Below are 16,197 nucleotides of genomic sequence, written 5' to 3'. Positions count from 1 at the left end.
TATTTCAAATAATTATATGATAAATAAAGACATATGCATTTTATTTGCGTATGTTTTTATTTATTTAGTGGTTATAAAAAATTTATTCTATTTATAATGTTTTGCTATTATGTTAGTTTTTATAATAAGTAAAATTGTGACTTCAATCACATAAAATGGGACAAGTTTGTTTTATAATTTAGTTAAGTTAAAAATAGATAAAAGTAAGGATAGGAGTTACATATATGAATATAGATAACCTAGAAAGACAACATTTAGATATAAAAGGATTATTAAAAAAAATTAATAGCATTTTAAGCATAAGAAATATGGAAGATAGTTTGGATGAATTAGTTTGGGATATAAACACACTTGCTGGAAAGTTAAATATTCATATGAAAACAGAGGACAAGTTTTTGTATCCAGAATTAATTAATAGTAGTAATACTAATTTAAGAAATATATCTAAAGAATATAGCGAAGAAATGGGAAGTATTCACATAATATTTACTGAGTTTAAAAATCAATTTAATACTAAAAATAAGATATTAAATGATAAAGATAAATTTTTGATAGAAAGCAAAAAAGTATTGAAACTATTAGAAAATAGAATAGAGAAAGAAGATAAAAGCTTATATCCTAAAATTAAATCTCTATAATAAAATGAAAACAGATAGACTATTAAATTCCATTGCCTATCTGTTTTATTTTATTATAGTTTTTCTAACATACTCTTTAAAATTATAGTTGAATTTCTAACTGCTATAGGAATAAACTTTTCATAATCCATATGAGCTCCATTATTAGCATTATCAGATATTGATCTAATAACAACACATGGAATATTATTTAAATAACATACATGGGCAATACTTGCACCTTCCATTTCACAAGATATTGCATTAAATTCCTTTTCAAACCATTGAATTTTTTCAACACTTGATATAAATTGATCTCCAGATACGATTCTACCAGAGAATGTATTAATTTCTTTAATATCTTCACATGCAGCTAAAGCAGCGTTAACTAATTTATCGTCGCATTTAAAAGAAAAAGTATCTAACCTTGGAATTTGACCATGGGGATCACCAAATACAGTTGTATCCATATCATGTTGAACTAAGTCTATTCCAACAACAACATCTCCAGGATAAATATCTTTACCAATTCCGCCTGCAACTCCTACATTTATTATAGAAGATACTCTATATTCAGATATTAATATTTGAGTACAAATAGCAGCATTTACCTTACCAATACCACAAACAACTGCAATTATATTTTTATCCCCTAGAGTTCCTTTATAAAAAGTCATATTTGCTTTCTTTGTTTCTTCTTCAATAGACATATCTTTTAGAAGTAATTCTAATTCCTCAGTCATTGCACTTATAATTCCTAAAATCATGACTAACCTCCTTGAAATATATTTGCAAAGCAAAATAATTAAGAAATGAAATAATGAAGTAATGAACAAATTAAGGTGAAAATCCTTGGTAGATCTTTGAATATAAAGTACTTCGCACTTATAATTTAATTTTTGCGTAGCAAAATAACCTTAATTCTTTTACTTTTTCATTTTTTTATTCTTTCATTATTAAATAGTCTTGCAATTTATAACTTATATTATCATATAATAAAATTCGTTTAAATAAAACATATAATTTTATTATTAGAAATTATGTTAAGTTATACTATTTTTATTATATGGAAAATAATATTATTGTATATAAATAAATAATAGTCTAAAATAAGATATAAATTAAAATTATTCTTTGGTGAAATATACATAAGATATAAAAAGGAGAGAAGTGAATGTTACAACATCCATTATCTAGAACAGAATTACTTATAGGAAATGATGGACTAGAAAAACTAAAAAATTCAAAAGTAATGGTATTTGGAGTTGGTGGAGTAGGAAGCTTTGCTGTTGAAGCGTTAACAAGAGCTGGAGTTGGAACCTTAATATTAGTTGATGATGATACTGTTTGCTTAACTAATTTAAATAGACAAATACATGCTACATATGGAACTATAAGCAAAGTAAAAGTTGAAGTTATGAAAGAAAGAATACTTACTATTAATAGAAAGTGTAATGTTATTACTCACCAAGTATTTGTTACTCCAGAGAATTTGGCAGAATTAATTCCTGATGATGTTGATTATGTAATAGATGCAATTGATACTGTATCTGCTAAAATAGCTTTAGCAAAGTACTGCTACGAAAAGAATATTAACATAATTGCATCAATGGGAACAGGAAACAAGCTTGATCCAACACAATTTAAAGTTGCTGACATATATGATACGAAAGTTTGTCCTTTAGCTAAGGTTATGAGATATGAATTAAGAAAAAAAGGCGTGAAAAATCTTAAAGTTGTGTATTCAGAAGAAAAGCCAAGAAGACCGAAAGATGAAGATGTGGTTACTTGTAAGACTGGTTGTGTTTGTACAGGTGGTACTAAAAAATGTGCAATTAAAAGACAAATACCAGGAAGTATATCATTTGTTCCTCCAGTTGCAGGTATGATCCTTGGTGGAGAAGTTATAAAATCTATTATAGGTGAAATTTAATTGATATATAAGTTATGTGAAAGACGAAAGAACTAGCGGTTAAATAAAATTGTTTTATATCATTTAAATAAAGCTAGTATTTTATTGTATTATATAAAATTTAAGTAATAAATATTTAAAATTCAGGAGTAAGATTTGTTATTTTTTATAATGAATCTTACTCCTGAATTTTTAAATATCTTTATCTTTTGAATTTTTTACTCTATAACTTTTAGGAGAAATTCCAGTTACTTTTTTAAACATTTGGCTGAAGTAAGAGGAGTTTCCAAAGCCAACGATGGAAGCAATATCTCTAATTGAATAGCTAGTAGTGGCTAGTAAATTTTTAGCTTCCTGAATACGCTTGTTTATAACATAGTTTATAGGAGAAACCCCTATATGTTTAGTGAATGTATGAACTAAATGAAATTTATTCATATAAGACAAATCAGATAAAAAGTCTAAAGTTATATTTTGAGCATAGTGGGAATCAATATAATTTTTTATTTTTACACATTCTAAGTTTAATTTTTCTTGAGATTCTTCTATAAATTGTAGCGATGTTGTGCTGCGTATGATGTGAGTTATGAATAGTGTTAAGATACTTTTACATGCATGTTCATAATTAAATTCTTTATTTTCTACTTCATTAATTAATTGATTAAAGTAATTAAGTATCAAATCTTTATCTTTAGAAAAGTTCATTATTTTATATAGATTAATTTGTTGTTCATTATTAGTCAAACTATAGGATTCAGGAAAATTTAACAACAGGTTGTCTACCCCGAGAACGATATATTCTAAAGGGGAATCTGATAAAGATGATTTTTCTGTATGTAAACAGTTAGGATTAATTACAATTAGGTCCCATTTATTAACATTAACAATAGCATCATCTAAATGAAACGCTCCTTTTCCATCAGTTATAAAAAATATTTCTGTGAACGGATGAAAATGAGCTGTGCTATGCCAATCGTTTTCAAATTTTGATTTACTGATATAAAGTAGTTCATAATTTGGATCATAGTTCTTTTTATTGATTAAATATCTTGTATTACCCATGATACACCTCCAATCTACATATTGTTTTATTTATTATAACACAATATATATAAATTTTTAATAATATTTAGATAGCAATATTACAATAAAACTGAGCAACAATATTATTGTGTAAAAGGTTTCATGAAGGTAGAATAAATATATGTAGAGAGAGAAATGAGGGGAGGAATTATAAAAATGCGCAAGAAAAGCACTGTAAATAAAGTGTTTATAGGATTTTCAGTAATCCCGGCACTAATACTTTTTATATTATTCATGGTAATTCCAACTATAAATGTATTCTGGATGTCATTATTTAAATGGGGGGGATTATCAAATAACAAGAAATTTGTAGGATTGGACAACTTTACAATATTATTTAAAGATAGCAATTTTATTAAAGCGTTTCAAAATACAATATTTCTATTAGTAATAGTAACGGTTGTAACTATGATTTTAGCAATAGCTTCAGCCGCAGTATTAACTAGAAAAGATACTAAATTCAAAAATTTCTTCAGAGTAGTTTTCTATTTTCCTAATATTTTATCAGTTGTAGTTATATCAGCTATATTTTCAGCAATTTTAGATCCTGAAAAAGGGATAATAAATGCAAGTCTTGGTTCGCTCGGTTTAGAAAATTTAAAACGAATGTGGCTTGGTGATCAAAAGGTAGTTATATGGTGTATAGCTATTGCAATGATATGGCAAGCAGTAGGTTATTATATGGTAATGTATATGGCAAGTATGAGTAGTATTCCGGAAAGCCTTTATGAAGCAGCAGAATTAGAAGGGGCATCAAGATGGAATCAATTTTTACAAATAACATTACCTTTAATTTGGAATGTTATAAGAACTACTTTAACATTCTTTATAATCAGTACAATAAATTTAAGCTTCTTATTTGTAAAGGTTATGACTGCTGGTGGACCTGATGGATCATCAGAAGTTTTCCTAAGTTATATGTACAAGCAGGCGTATTCTAACTCATCATATGGGTACGGTATGGCTATAGGAGTAATAATATTTATTTTCTCTTTTGGATTATCACTAGTAATAAGTAAAGCAACAAAAAGAGATGTAATAGAATTCTAAGGAGGGATTGATATGGAAAAATCATATAAAAAGGCATCAACAGAAAAGTTAATGAAAATTTTTACTTATTTATGTTTAACTATATTTGCTTTAAGCATATTAATTCCTTTGGGATGGGCTGTATTAGCATCATTTAAGCATAAATCGGAGTTTTATGGTAATCCATGGGCATTACCAAAAGGATTTTACTTAGAAAATTTCCGTAAAGCATTTATTGAAGCAAACATGGGTGAATATTTTATTAATTCAGTAATAGTAACTGGACTAGCGTTAATAATTTTATTGGTTGTATCTATACCTGCAGCCTATGTTTTATCAAGATTTGAATTTAAAAGCAAAAAGGTATTAAATTTACTATTTTCAGCTGGGTTATTTATAAATGTAAATTATATTGTTGTACCTATATTCTTATTGGTATTAGATGGAGAAAAGTTAGTAAGAAATATCTTTGCAATACCAGCAAGTATGACAGTATTTTTAGATAGCAGAATAGTAGTTAGTATTATTTATGCATCAACAGCTTTACCTTTCACTATATACTTACTTATGACATTTTTTAAATCATTACCTAAGGCATATGAAGAGGCAGCTTACGTAGATGGATGTAGTAATTTAAAAACTTTAATTCACGTTATAATGCCAATGGCCAAGCCTAGTATCATAACAGTTATATTATTTAATTTCTTAGCTTTTTGGAACGAATATATAATTGCACTAACTATGCTTCCTAATAAAGCAAAAACATTACCATTAGGATTAATAAATTTAATGCAAGTTCAAAAAACAGCAACTGATTACGGAGCTCTATATGCTGGTTTAGTTATAGTTATGATTCCAACAATAATTTTATATATATTAGTTCAAAAGAAACTTACAGAAGGTATGACAGTAGGCGGAATAAAAGAATAATAGAGGAGGACAAAAATGAATAAAGGGAGAGTTACAATTCCAACGGATGATAATTTTATAAAAGAGACAATGGAGATAGCAGAAAAGTGGGGGGCAGATGCAATACGTGATTGTGATGGATTTAAGCTACCAAGAGAAATAAAGGGATTAGCAGAAAAGATATATTCTACTTATTTTGTTGCACGTGGTGATAATAAGTGGGCAGAGCAAAATATGGAAGAATTACAACAAACTTATTTAATGACTAAGCATCATTTAGCTACTAGTGAAACATTAGTAATAAAAATAATGGAAGGATATTTTGATCAGCAAGTAAAGCCGGATTCTTATCATGATGTTAAAGAATTTTGGGAAGTAATAGATAGGACAACTGGAGAAGTTGTTGATTTAAATAAATGGAGCTATAACGAAGAAACACAAGAAGTAATAATAAATGATACAAAAGCCTGGCATGAATACACAGTATCATTCTTAGCATATTGCATATGGGATCCTACCCAAATGTATAATCATATAACTAATAATTGGGGAGATAGACCTCATGAAATGCCATTTGATGCAAGAAAACCAAAGACAAACAAGTATATTTTTGAGGCAATGCATAAATGGTTAGATGAGCATCCTGAAACTGATGTAGTTAGATTCACAACATTTTTTTATCACTTTACATTAGTATTTAATGATAGAGCAAAGGAAAAGTATGTTGATTGGTTTGGATATAGTTCAAGTGTAAGTGCTGAGGCCTTAAGAGAGTTTGAAAAAGTAAAGGGATATAAGCTAAGACCAGAGGATATTATAGACCAAGGATACTACAATAGTTCATTTAGAGTTCCAAGCAAAAAGTTCTTAGATTACATGGATTTTCAACAAGAATTCGTAGCTAATAATGTTAAAAAGCTTGTTGATATTACTCATGAACATGGAAGAGAAGCAATGATGTTCCTTGGTGATAACTGGATAGGAACAGAGCCTTATGGTAAATATTTTGAGAATATAGGATTAGATGCAGTAGTTGGATCTGTTGGTAGCGGTGCTACTCTTAGAATGATATCAGATATTCCAGGGGTTAAATATACTGAAGGACGTTTTCTACCATACTTTTTCCCAGATACATTTTATGAAGGAAATGATCCTACTATAGAAGCTAGAGAAAACTGGATAACAGCTAGACGTGCAATAATGAGAAAACCAGTAGATAGAATAGGATATGGAGGATATTTATCATTAGCATATAAGTTCCCTAATTTTGTTGATTATATAGAGAGTGTATGCAATGAATTTAGAGAAATATATGATACTATAAATGGAAATAAGCCTCATTGCGGATTAAAAGTTGCAGTTCTTAATTGTTGGGGTAAATTACGTACATGGCAAACACATATGGTTGCACATGCTCTATGGTATAAGCAAATATATTCATATCTAGGAGTGATAGAATCTTTAAGTGGTATGAGTGTAGATGTAAGCTTTATAAGTTTTGATGATATAAAAAATCAAGGAGTTCCAGATGGCATTGATGTAATTATAAATGCTGGAGATGCAGGCACTGCATTTAGTGGTGGAGAAAAATGGCTTGATGAGGAAATTGTTACTAAAATTAGAGAGTGGATATATAACGGCGGAGGATTCATAGGAATTGGAGAGCCTTCTGCTGTACTAAATGGAGGACATTACTTCCAACTTTCAGATGCTTTAGGAATAGATAAGGAATTAGGATTCTCATTAAGTACAGATAAATACTTCAAGCAAGAGTTGGATAAGCATTTTATAACAGAAGATATATTTGAAGAGTTAAACTTTGGAGAAGGTCAAAAAAATATTTATTCAGTAAAAGAATCAACTGAAATAATAAAGTACACAAATGGCGATTTATTAATGGCTGCAAATAGTTATGGAAAAGGTCGTACTGTATATATAGCTGGATTACCATATTCAATTCAAAACACACGTATTCTAACAAGAGCTTGTTATTATGCAGCAAATAAAGAAAGTGAAATGAAGAGATGGTATTCAGATAATCCTTATTGCGAAGTATCGGCTTATTTGGAATCAAATAGATATGCGGTTATAAATAATTCTAATGAAAAGCAAACATCAAATATTTATGATGGCGAAGGTAAATTAATTGTTATGGAATTAGATCCTGCAGAAATAAAATGGATTGATATAAAATAATATTAAATTGAATGTGAATGATGAGTAGGTTGATTTTCTGCTAAAGTTTTTATCACATCCTTAAAGGAGGAAGCAAGATGGTAAAAAATATAATTTTAACTGTGATATTTTTTCTATCCATGTTTTTGGTTATTAAAGGTAATGCCATTAATGGTTATTTAGGATTATTAATAATATTTATAGGTATGGCAGGGATTCTAGGAGAACTATATATCTATAATAAAAAGTATCAATAAAACAATATTGAGAATATAAGCAATATTAATAAAATAATAAGCAAAAATATTATATAAATAACGTTTACAAAGTAATAGAATTAAAATATAAATTATTAATTGGTATATTAAAAAGGGGAAAGGGAGGAAATGTAATGAAAAAGAGAACATTAGCCTTATTATTAAGCTCACTTATGGTAATGACTAGCTTAACTGGATGTGGAGGAAAAGGAGATAGTACAGGAGCCTCTGCTGGTGAAACAAAGACTTTAAAAATTGCTGCTTTTGAAGGTGGATATGGAAAGGTTTATTGGGAAAAATTAAAGGAAAACTTTGAAAAATCCCATGAAGGCGTAACCGTTGAATTAACAGTTGCTTCTAATATAGAAGAAGTTATTCGTCCTCAAATTCAAGCAGGAAATGTTCCGGACTTTATATATTTAGCAACTGGAAGACCAGATGCATTAACTGAAACATTTACTAAGGAACAAGGATTACAGGATTTATCAAATGTACTAAATATGAAAGTTCCAGGAGAAGATGTAACAGTAAAGGATAAATTACTACCTGGATTTACAGATAGCTATGCTACAAATCCATATGGAGATGGAAAGACATATTTATTGCCATTATTCTATAGTCCAACAGGTTTATTCTATAATAAAACTTTATTTGCTGAAAAAGGGTACGAGCTTCCAAAGACTTGGGATCAAATGTTTGCTTTAGGTGACAAGGCAAAGGCTGATGGAATATCATTATGGTCATATCCAACTGCTGGTTATTTAGATTGTATGATTCCACCAATGCTTGCAGCAGCAGGTGGAGAAGAGGCATTTAAGGATGCTATGAATTATAAAGAAGGTTTCTGGACTTCTGAACCAGCAACTAAAGCATTAGAAACAGTAGGAAAACTTAAGGATTACTTAGATCCAACAGTTGTAGCAAATGCTAATAATCAAAGTTTTAAAAATAATCAACAGTTAGTTTTAGATAATAAAGCGTTATTTATACCAAATGGAACTTGGTTACCAGATGAAATGAAGGATGCTCCAAAGGCAGATGGCTTTGAATGGGGATTCATGGCTTATCCAGCATTTAAGGATGGTGGAGACCAATATTCTGTAAGCTTTATAGAACAAATGTATATTCCAAAAGATGCTAAAAATAAAGAATTAGCTGAAGAGTTTATGGCTTATATCTATAGTGATGAAGCAGTTAAGATTATAGCTGAAAATGCTAAGGGAGTTGTTCCTGTTAAGGGATCTATGGAAATTGCAAATCAATATTTAGAGCCATTACAAGTTGAGTTATTAAAGATGTATGATAACGGTGCTAAAGCTTTACTTGGAGTTTTTGCAGCAACTGAACCAGTAGAAGGATTAACATATTCTGATATATATGTTGGTACAGTTGATTCAGTAATGACTGGAGATAAATCAGTTAAAGATTGGCAAACATCATTACAAGAAGCTACAGATAAGATGAGGGCAAATATAATAAAAAATTAATCATAAATAATATGGTGTAAAAATTTAACAAGGGGTATTTTTCTAAACTTAAATTTTTATAATTCTTACTCTATAAAACAATAAAAAAACTCAGCTCTAGCTGAGTTTTTTATTGTTTTATTTGTTACTATATTCCTACTATAATTTTATATGACAATATCCATTTGGATTTTTCTTTAAATATTTTTGATGATACTCTTCAGCTTTATAATAATTAACTAACGGTTTTACCTCTGTAACAATTTTTTTATCATATTTTTTTTGTTCTTCTTCCTTGCTTTTAAGAAGTGTATCCAAGTCATTTTCATCTAAATAATACATGCCTGTTCGATATTGACTTCCGACGTCTGGTCCTTGTCTATTTAATACAGTGGGGTCAATTATTGACCAATATTCATTTAATATATGTTCCAATGATGTTTTGTTTTCATCATATTCAACTAAACAAGCTTCAGCAAAATAAGTATTTTTATTGCATACATCCTCATAAGTTGGATTTTCAGTTCTTCCATTTGCATATCCTACTTCTGTAGATACTACACCATTTAATCTAGATAGAAATTCTTCTACTCCCCAAAAGCATCCACCTGCTAAAACTATTCTCTTCATTTTATCACTCCTTTATAAATTTAATTGTATAAATTATTTAAATATATTATACATCTATAAAGAAAATAAGCTATATTTATTTAAAAGATATGTTGATATTCATTTTGTCTTCTGTTATTTGATCTAATAGTTTTTCTAAAGAAATTTTAGTGTTAGAGATAACCTTATTATATATTTCATCACTTTTCATAGTTTCCTCAAAACCTTTATTCACTTCTTCTTGAATTAAATCGAACTCTTCAGAAGTTAATTTTATTTCTCCAAATCTAAGTAAACCATTAGAGGATTCTTCATACTCTGTTTTTTTTCTATTAATATTAATGCTAAAGATTTCAGGCTTAGTTAATATTATATTTAGTTCTTTATTTTTATTATCAATGTTTATATCGTCAGTAGTAATTTGGGATAAATCTATAGAATATGAGCAGTTAGCAAAGAATCTTATTCTTTTATATTTCTTTAATATTTCAAGTTCGCCCCAACTTTTATCTATTGTTACCGTTTTTGAAAGTTCTACTTCTAGAGGAATTATTTTATTGACATTTTTAATTTCTTTAACTAAACTTTCCTCAGAAATTATTTTTATATTATTAATATTTGAATGGTTTGAACTATTTGCTTGTGATCTACAATTTAAAAATAATTTACAGACTAGTAGGGTTAATGATAGTATTAGAAAAAACTTAAAAAAACTTTTTACACTATTCTTTTTATTATTATTTCTATTTTTTTTGAAAAGCTTTAAAATAAGCATATAAACTCCTAAGATACTTAATAGTAATTAATTATATGAAAGTTTATTTGTAATAATGAACATTAATTCAATTTCGAATATTGATTAATTAGTCGAATATAATATGTTGTGCATAATGTACGTTTATCGTTATAATATAATTATTGGTATGAATATATACAACTTAGGAGATTTTGTTATGAGCGAAAACAGAGGAATAAGTATAGATTTAGTTAAAGGGACATTTAGCGATTATATTATAAAAGATAAAAATAATATATTTATAGGAAGATTTACTATAGTTGAGCTAGATAAGGACAATAAAAAATGTACCGTTAAACTAAAGTTTTATAAAGAAAATAAATATGAGTTATTAAAAGAAACTGTAGAAAGTATATTAAGAGCTATATTTAAAGATATAAATATATATAAGACCAATGTTTTAGTAGATGAAAATATTGATTATAAAGTATTTTTAGATTTAGGATTTACATTAGAAGGGATATTTACTGAAAATCTTTTTTCTAATGGAGTATTTTTAGATGAATTAAGCTTTGGAATAAATAGAAATGAGTATAACAATACTCAAAGGAGTTTCCTAATTAATTTAGTTGGAGAAAATGTAACTGTAAGAAATTTGACTCCTGATTGTGCAGAAGCTTTATTAGAATATAACATAAGAAATAAAGATCATTTAAGTAATTTTGAGCCAAGTAGGGATAATAACTTTTACACATATGAGGTTCAAAGAGATATTTTATTAGAAGGTTATAAACATCTAATGAGTGGTACTGGAATAGACTTTGGAATATATATAGGTGAAAAACTAATTGGTAAGATTAAGATATCTAATATAGTTTATGGAGTTTTTAAAAGTGGAATAATAGGATACTCTATTGATAAGGACTTTCAAGGTAGAGGGTACATGAAAGAAGCATTAAGATTAGTTATAGATTATGCAAGAGATGAGTTAGAGTTGCATAGATTAGAAGCTTCTGTTTTAACAAATAATGAAAAATCAAAAGCCGTACTTAATGGATGTGGGTTTGAAAAAATTGGGTTAAATGAAAAATACTTATTTATAAATGGGGCCTGGAAGGATCATATAACCTTTTTTAAGATATTAGAAAAATAATATTAATTATTATACGTGATAAGAGGAAGGTGTTTATGAAAGAGATTATATTAAATAGAAATACAACTGTAGTGAAATCTTTTAATAACAACATATTACTTGTAAGGGAAAAAGGAAAGGAAAAGATACTTTTTCAAAAAGGAATAGGATTTGGCAAAAAAACAGGAGATATTATAAAAAAAGGGACTTCAGTAGAGAAGGTGTTCATAATTGAAGATAAGGAAAATCAAAGAAATTTTAAAGAAATCTTAAATAGGGTAGATACAAAATTAATTGCATTAGTTGAAGAGGTAATTGCTGAAATAACGGATGAATTGGGAGAGGATCTTAATGAGAATATTCATGTAGGATTAGTAGATCATTTATTTTATGCAATAAAAAGGCTAGAAGATAACGAAGAGATACAAAATCCTTTCTTAGTAGAAATAGAAACCTTATATAATAAAGAGTTTGAAATGGCTAGTAGATTGGCAAATAGAATAAGTGAGGAATTAAAATTAGATATACCTGAAGGAGAAAAAGGATTTATTGCCTTACATATTCATTCAGCCAGAAATAATGGAAAGTTATCTAATACTATAAAATATAGCTTTTTAAGTAATTCTATAATTGAGCATGTTGAAGATAGATTAAATATAGAAATAGATAGAAGATCTTTAGATTATGCAAGGTTCCTAACTCATATAAGATTTGCCATAGAAAGAATAATTACTGATACACCGATAAAAAATGATTTGATTGATATTATAAAAGAAAAATATGGGGTATCATATGAAATTGCAGAAGAGACAAAAAAAATAATCTGTAGAACTTTAGAGATTCCGACTATATCAGAAGATGAAGTTGCATATTTAGCAATGCATATAGAGAGATTTAGAGTTTCAATTATAAAATAAAAATCAGCCATTATAAAATATGGCTGATTTTTATTTTATAAAAAATTATTATACTTCGAAGTTAACAACTACAGTTTTGCCTGCAACAGCATCTCCACTTTCAACTGGAGTTATTGACTTAGTTGCATCAACATTAGTTATTAATACTGGTGTAGCAAGAGATAATCCTTTGCTTAAGATTAATTCTCTGTTTATTTTAATTAATGGTGTACCAGCTTTAACTTTTGTACCTTGTTCAACTAATTGTTCAAAACCTTCTCCATCAAGAGAAACAGTTTCTAATCCTATGTGAATAAGTAACTCTAATCCATTTTCTAAAGTCATAGCAAATGCATGCTTAGTTTTAAAAATAAGAGTAACTTCTCCATCAGCAGGAGCAACAATAGTATCTCCTTCAGCTATTATAGCCATTCCATCTCCAGCTAGTTTTTCAGCGAAAACTGGGTCTGGAACTTCTGATAAAGGAATAATCTTACCAGAAACAGGAGCAACAAGTGCGTTAGGATTAACTACAGCATTTTCATTGTTTGAGTCTGACTTAAATAAGTTCTTAATAAAATTAAACATAGTATTTCCTGAATAATCAGGAATCCACATCCTTTCTACTTCAAATTTTAATGAGTGTATAAATTAATACTTATAGTATTTATAAATATCTAAGAATAAATACATAAATATTATATACAAAATGTTAAAAACAAAAGGCATAAGCCCTAAAATTATAGATGGACTCATGCCTGATTAAACAGTAACACGTCTAGTATGATTATATATATAGTTATTAATAGTTGTCAATAAACTAAATAAAAAAAAACTAATGAAATCGTTAGCAAAGATGAGCATATTTAATATAATTAATGAAATCTTAAGAAAATCATCAAAAAATAATAAAAAAGGATATTGAAAACAATAACAACAGATGATACAATAATATTGTAAATAAAATATGTGTACAAATTTAGGCGTGTTATCAATTAGTTGAGCATGAGCCGAAGAGGATTTATATATCTATAATATCCTTTTCGGCTTTTTTTATTTCTTACTCGGAATTATATTATACAGCTGCTTAAATTTGTATATAAAAAAATTTAAGGAGGATTTATTATTATGATGAAGTATCTTCAAAGATTAGGAAAATCTTTAATGCTTCCAGTAGCAGCATTACCTGTTGCAAGTATATTAATGGGTATTGGTTATTGGATTGACCCTACAGGTTGGGGTGCTAACAATGTTATGGCAGCTTTCTTATTAAAAGCTGGTGGAGCTCTAATTGATAATATGGCTATTCTTTTTGCAATTGGTGTAGCAGTTGGAATGTCAGACGATAATGATGGTACAGCAGGACTTGCTGGTTTAGTTTCATGGCTTATGATCACAACTTTATTAAGCCCAGCAGTTGTTGGAATGTTTAAAGGAATAGATGTTGCAGAAGTACCAGCAGCATTCTCAAAAATTCAAACTCAATTCGTTGGTATTGTTGCAGGTTTAATCGGGGCAACATGTTACAACAAGTTTAAAAATACTAAATTACCAGATGCTTTAGGTTTCTTCAGTGGTAAGAGATCAGTTGCAATTATGACAGCATTAGCATCATTAGTTGCAGCACTTGTATTATTCTTTGTATGGCCAGTAGTTTACAATGCACTAGTATCATTTGGTAAGGCAATTGTTTCTACAGGAGCTGTTGGATCAGGTATATATGCATTCTTTAATAGATTATTAATACCTACAGGACTTCACCATGCACTTAACTCAGTATTCTGGTTTGATGTTGCAGGAATTAATGATATCGGAAACTTCTGGGCAGGAACAGGTACTCAAGGTGTAACTGGAATGTACATGACTGGATTCTTCCCAGTAATGATGTTTGGTTTACCAGCAGGAGCTTTAGCTATGTATCATACTGCTAAAGATAATAAGAAGAAAGCTGTATATGGATTATTATTAGCAGCTGCATTATCTTCATTCTTTACAGGAGTTACAGAACCATTAGAATTCGCATTCATGTTCTTAGCACCAGGACTATATGTAGTTCATGCTGCTTTAACAGGTGTTTCAGCTATAGTTTGTACATTATTACCAGTAAGAGCTGGATTTAACTTCAGTGCTGGATTTGTTGATTGGATCTTAAGCTTTAAGGCTCCAATGGCTGAAAATCCACTTTGGTTAATACCAATTGGTTTAGTATTTGCAATTTTATACTATGTAGTATTTAGATTCGTAATCACTAAATTCAACTTAAAGACTCCAGGTAGAGAAGACGACGATGATGAATTAAGTGAAAATGTAGCAGTTAGTGGAGATATGAATGAATTAGCTAAAGCATATATCCAAGCTTTAGGTGGAAAAGAAAATATAGTATCAGTAGACAACTGTGTTACTAGATTAAGACTTGGTGTTAAAGATAACGCTATAATTAAAGATAAAAGTTTAACAGCTCTAGGAGCTAGAGGGGTTATAAGACCTGGAAAAGGAAATATCCAAGTAATAGTTGGAACAAATGTGCAATTTGTTGCTGATGCAATAAAAGCAGAATTAAAGAGATAATAAATAAAATAAAATAAAATAAAATAAAGTAAATAGAAATAGAAGGTGTACGAAAGTGTGCCTTCTATTTCTATTTATATAATAAAAGTTATAAATAAACATTAAATAGATAGATTACTTCAATTATATTAATTAACTGGTTATATTCATACAATATATAAAATATTACATTAAAGCACTATATCTTATCTAAATTTAGATTTTATATAAACTCAGTTTTATTATTCATAAGCTTAGTGTTGTTATTTTGTTTAAAAAAGTAAGTTAACTTTATAATGTATTATTAATTTTAATTATGAAGATTATTAAAATAATCATATAAACCATACAATTATATATAGATTGTAAAATTAAAATCCTATATATAATTGTATATAAATATAGGATTAAACAAACAGAAATATCTATATATATAAGGATATACACAATGTACACTGGTGTTAACATAAAAATATATAATTAACCTATCCTGGTGTATCAGTAATTAAAAAAATAAGAAAATAGAAGAAAAGTATAGAGAAATCAATATAATTTATAAAAATAAGATTATTTCATAAAGAGTAGGGGGAATCTAACATGATATTATGTAAATCGTCACTTATTAACGAATTGATTGCAGCAAGATAACTTGAAAAAAGTTAAAAAACATTGTTGACAAGAAAGTGAATAAGTGATAAGATAAGAAAGTCGCTTGAGGGCGATGAAGAAAATGGTCTTTGAAAATTGAACAGAAAATAAGTTAAGTAAACAAACCAGCAATTCTTTTAGACGTCTTAACATTAAGACTCAAAGTAATTTGAGCAAAGAT

At 28.2% G+C, this 16,197-nt stretch carries 15 protein-coding genes; 10 read left to right on the top strand and 5 right to left on the bottom strand.

What is annotated here, in order from left to right:
• Positions 1-224: 224 nt before the first annotated feature.
• Positions 225-638: a hemerythrin domain-containing protein gene (locus J2Z25_RS14880; RefSeq protein ID WP_008675974.1), complete on the top strand. Its 414-nt coding sequence runs from the start codon at positions 225-227 to the stop codon at positions 636-638.
• Between the two features lie 53 nt (positions 639-691).
• On the opposite strand, the gene J2Z25_RS14875 is transcribed toward J2Z25_RS14880, so the two are convergent.
• Positions 692-1,384 (bottom strand): 5'-methylthioadenosine/adenosylhomocysteine nucleosidase, encoded by a 693-nt coding sequence (locus J2Z25_RS14875; RefSeq protein ID WP_097034500.1) that lies wholly within the window; start codon positions 1,382-1,384, stop codon positions 692-694.
• A 407-nt stretch (positions 1,385-1,791) separates the two neighbouring features.
• On the opposite strand from J2Z25_RS14875, the gene J2Z25_RS14870 reads away from it, so the two are divergent.
• A complete protein-coding gene (locus tag J2Z25_RS14870; protein WP_008675970.1) occupies positions 1,792-2,550 on the top strand; it encodes a tRNA threonylcarbamoyladenosine dehydratase in 759 nt (252 codons plus the stop codon).
• A 171-nt stretch (positions 2,551-2,721) separates the two neighbouring features.
• Here J2Z25_RS14870 and J2Z25_RS14865 read toward each other — a convergent pair whose 3' ends face one another.
• Positions 2,722-3,591 (bottom strand): helix-turn-helix domain-containing protein, encoded by an 870-nt coding sequence (locus J2Z25_RS14865; RefSeq protein ID WP_008675968.1) that lies wholly within the window; start codon positions 3,589-3,591, stop codon positions 2,722-2,724.
• A gap of 177 nt (positions 3,592-3,768) precedes the next feature.
• On the opposite strand from J2Z25_RS14865, the gene J2Z25_RS14860 reads away from it, so the two are divergent.
• From J2Z25_RS14860 to J2Z25_RS14840, 5 genes are all read left to right on the top strand, one after another.
• Positions 3,769-4,662, top strand: a complete 894-nt coding sequence (locus tag J2Z25_RS14860; RefSeq protein ID WP_008675967.1) for a carbohydrate ABC transporter permease — start codon at positions 3,769-3,771, stop codon at positions 4,660-4,662.
• 12 nt (positions 4,663-4,674) lie between these two features.
• Positions 4,675-5,571 (top strand): carbohydrate ABC transporter permease, encoded by an 897-nt coding sequence (locus J2Z25_RS14855; protein ID WP_008675965.1) that lies wholly within the window; start codon positions 4,675-4,677, stop codon positions 5,569-5,571.
• A 15-nt stretch (positions 5,572-5,586) separates the two neighbouring features.
• On the top strand, positions 5,587-7,746 hold the full coding sequence (gene gnpA, locus J2Z25_RS14850) for a 1,3-beta-galactosyl-N-acetylhexosamine phosphorylase (RefSeq protein ID WP_111928431.1): 2,160 nt from the start codon (positions 5,587-5,589) through the stop codon (positions 7,744-7,746).
• Positions 7,747-7,823: 77 nt separating this feature from the next.
• Positions 7,824-7,982 carry a DUF6903 family protein gene (locus tag J2Z25_RS14845; protein ID WP_209741139.1) on the top strand — a complete coding sequence of 53 codons (159 nt, stop codon included), beginning with the start codon at positions 7,824-7,826 and terminating at the stop codon, positions 7,980-7,982.
• A gap of 134 nt (positions 7,983-8,116) precedes the next feature.
• On the top strand, positions 8,117-9,469 hold the full coding sequence (locus J2Z25_RS14840) for a carbohydrate ABC transporter substrate-binding protein (RefSeq protein WP_008675961.1): 1,353 nt from the start codon (positions 8,117-8,119) through the stop codon (positions 9,467-9,469).
• A 138-nt stretch (positions 9,470-9,607) separates the two neighbouring features.
• Here J2Z25_RS14840 and msrA read toward each other — a convergent pair whose 3' ends face one another.
• Together msrA and J2Z25_RS14830 are read right to left on the bottom strand one after the other, a co-directional pair.
• On the bottom strand, positions 9,608-10,078 hold the full coding sequence (gene msrA / locus J2Z25_RS14835; RefSeq protein WP_097034501.1) for a peptide-methionine (S)-S-oxide reductase MsrA: 471 nt from the start codon (positions 10,076-10,078) through the stop codon (positions 9,608-9,610).
• Positions 10,079-10,154: 76 nt separating this feature from the next.
• Positions 10,155-10,832 carry a DUF4230 domain-containing protein gene (locus tag J2Z25_RS14830; protein ID WP_209741138.1) on the bottom strand — a complete coding sequence of 226 codons (678 nt, stop codon included), beginning with the start codon at positions 10,830-10,832 and terminating at the stop codon, positions 10,155-10,157.
• A 178-nt stretch (positions 10,833-11,010) separates the two neighbouring features.
• On the opposite strand from J2Z25_RS14830, the gene J2Z25_RS14825 reads away from it, so the two are divergent.
• Together J2Z25_RS14825 and glcT are read left to right on the top strand one after the other, a co-directional pair.
• Complete coding sequence (locus J2Z25_RS14825) at positions 11,011-11,946, top strand: GNAT family N-acetyltransferase (protein ID WP_008675955.1); 936 nt, start codon at positions 11,011-11,013, stop codon at positions 11,944-11,946.
• Positions 11,947-11,981: 35 nt separating this feature from the next.
• Positions 11,982-12,842 (top strand): glucose PTS transporter transcription antiterminator GlcT, encoded by an 861-nt coding sequence (glcT, locus tag J2Z25_RS14820; RefSeq protein ID WP_008675953.1) that lies wholly within the window; start codon positions 11,982-11,984, stop codon positions 12,840-12,842.
• A gap of 48 nt (positions 12,843-12,890) precedes the next feature.
• Here the strand turns inward: glcT and J2Z25_RS14815 are convergent, their stop codons facing one another.
• Positions 12,891-13,409, bottom strand: coding sequence for a PTS sugar transporter subunit IIA (locus J2Z25_RS14815; protein ID WP_008675950.1), 519 nt, complete (start codon positions 13,407-13,409; stop codon positions 12,891-12,893).
• Between the two features lie 540 nt (positions 13,410-13,949).
• Here J2Z25_RS14815 and nagE point away from each other — a divergent pair.
• Entirely contained in the window at positions 13,950-15,389 is a 1,440-nt protein-coding gene (nagE, locus tag J2Z25_RS14810; RefSeq protein ID WP_008675948.1) for an N-acetylglucosamine-specific PTS transporter subunit IIBC, read from the top strand.
• The last annotated feature ends 808 nt before the right edge of the window (positions 15,390-16,197 follow it).

This window comes from Clostridium tertium, assembly GCF_017873245.1.
Lineage (GTDB): Bacteria > Bacillota > Clostridia > Clostridiales > Clostridiaceae > Clostridium > Clostridium tertium.
The sequence above is the reverse complement of the archived record's forward strand: the minus strand, read 5'-3'. Positions and strand labels throughout refer to the sequence as shown.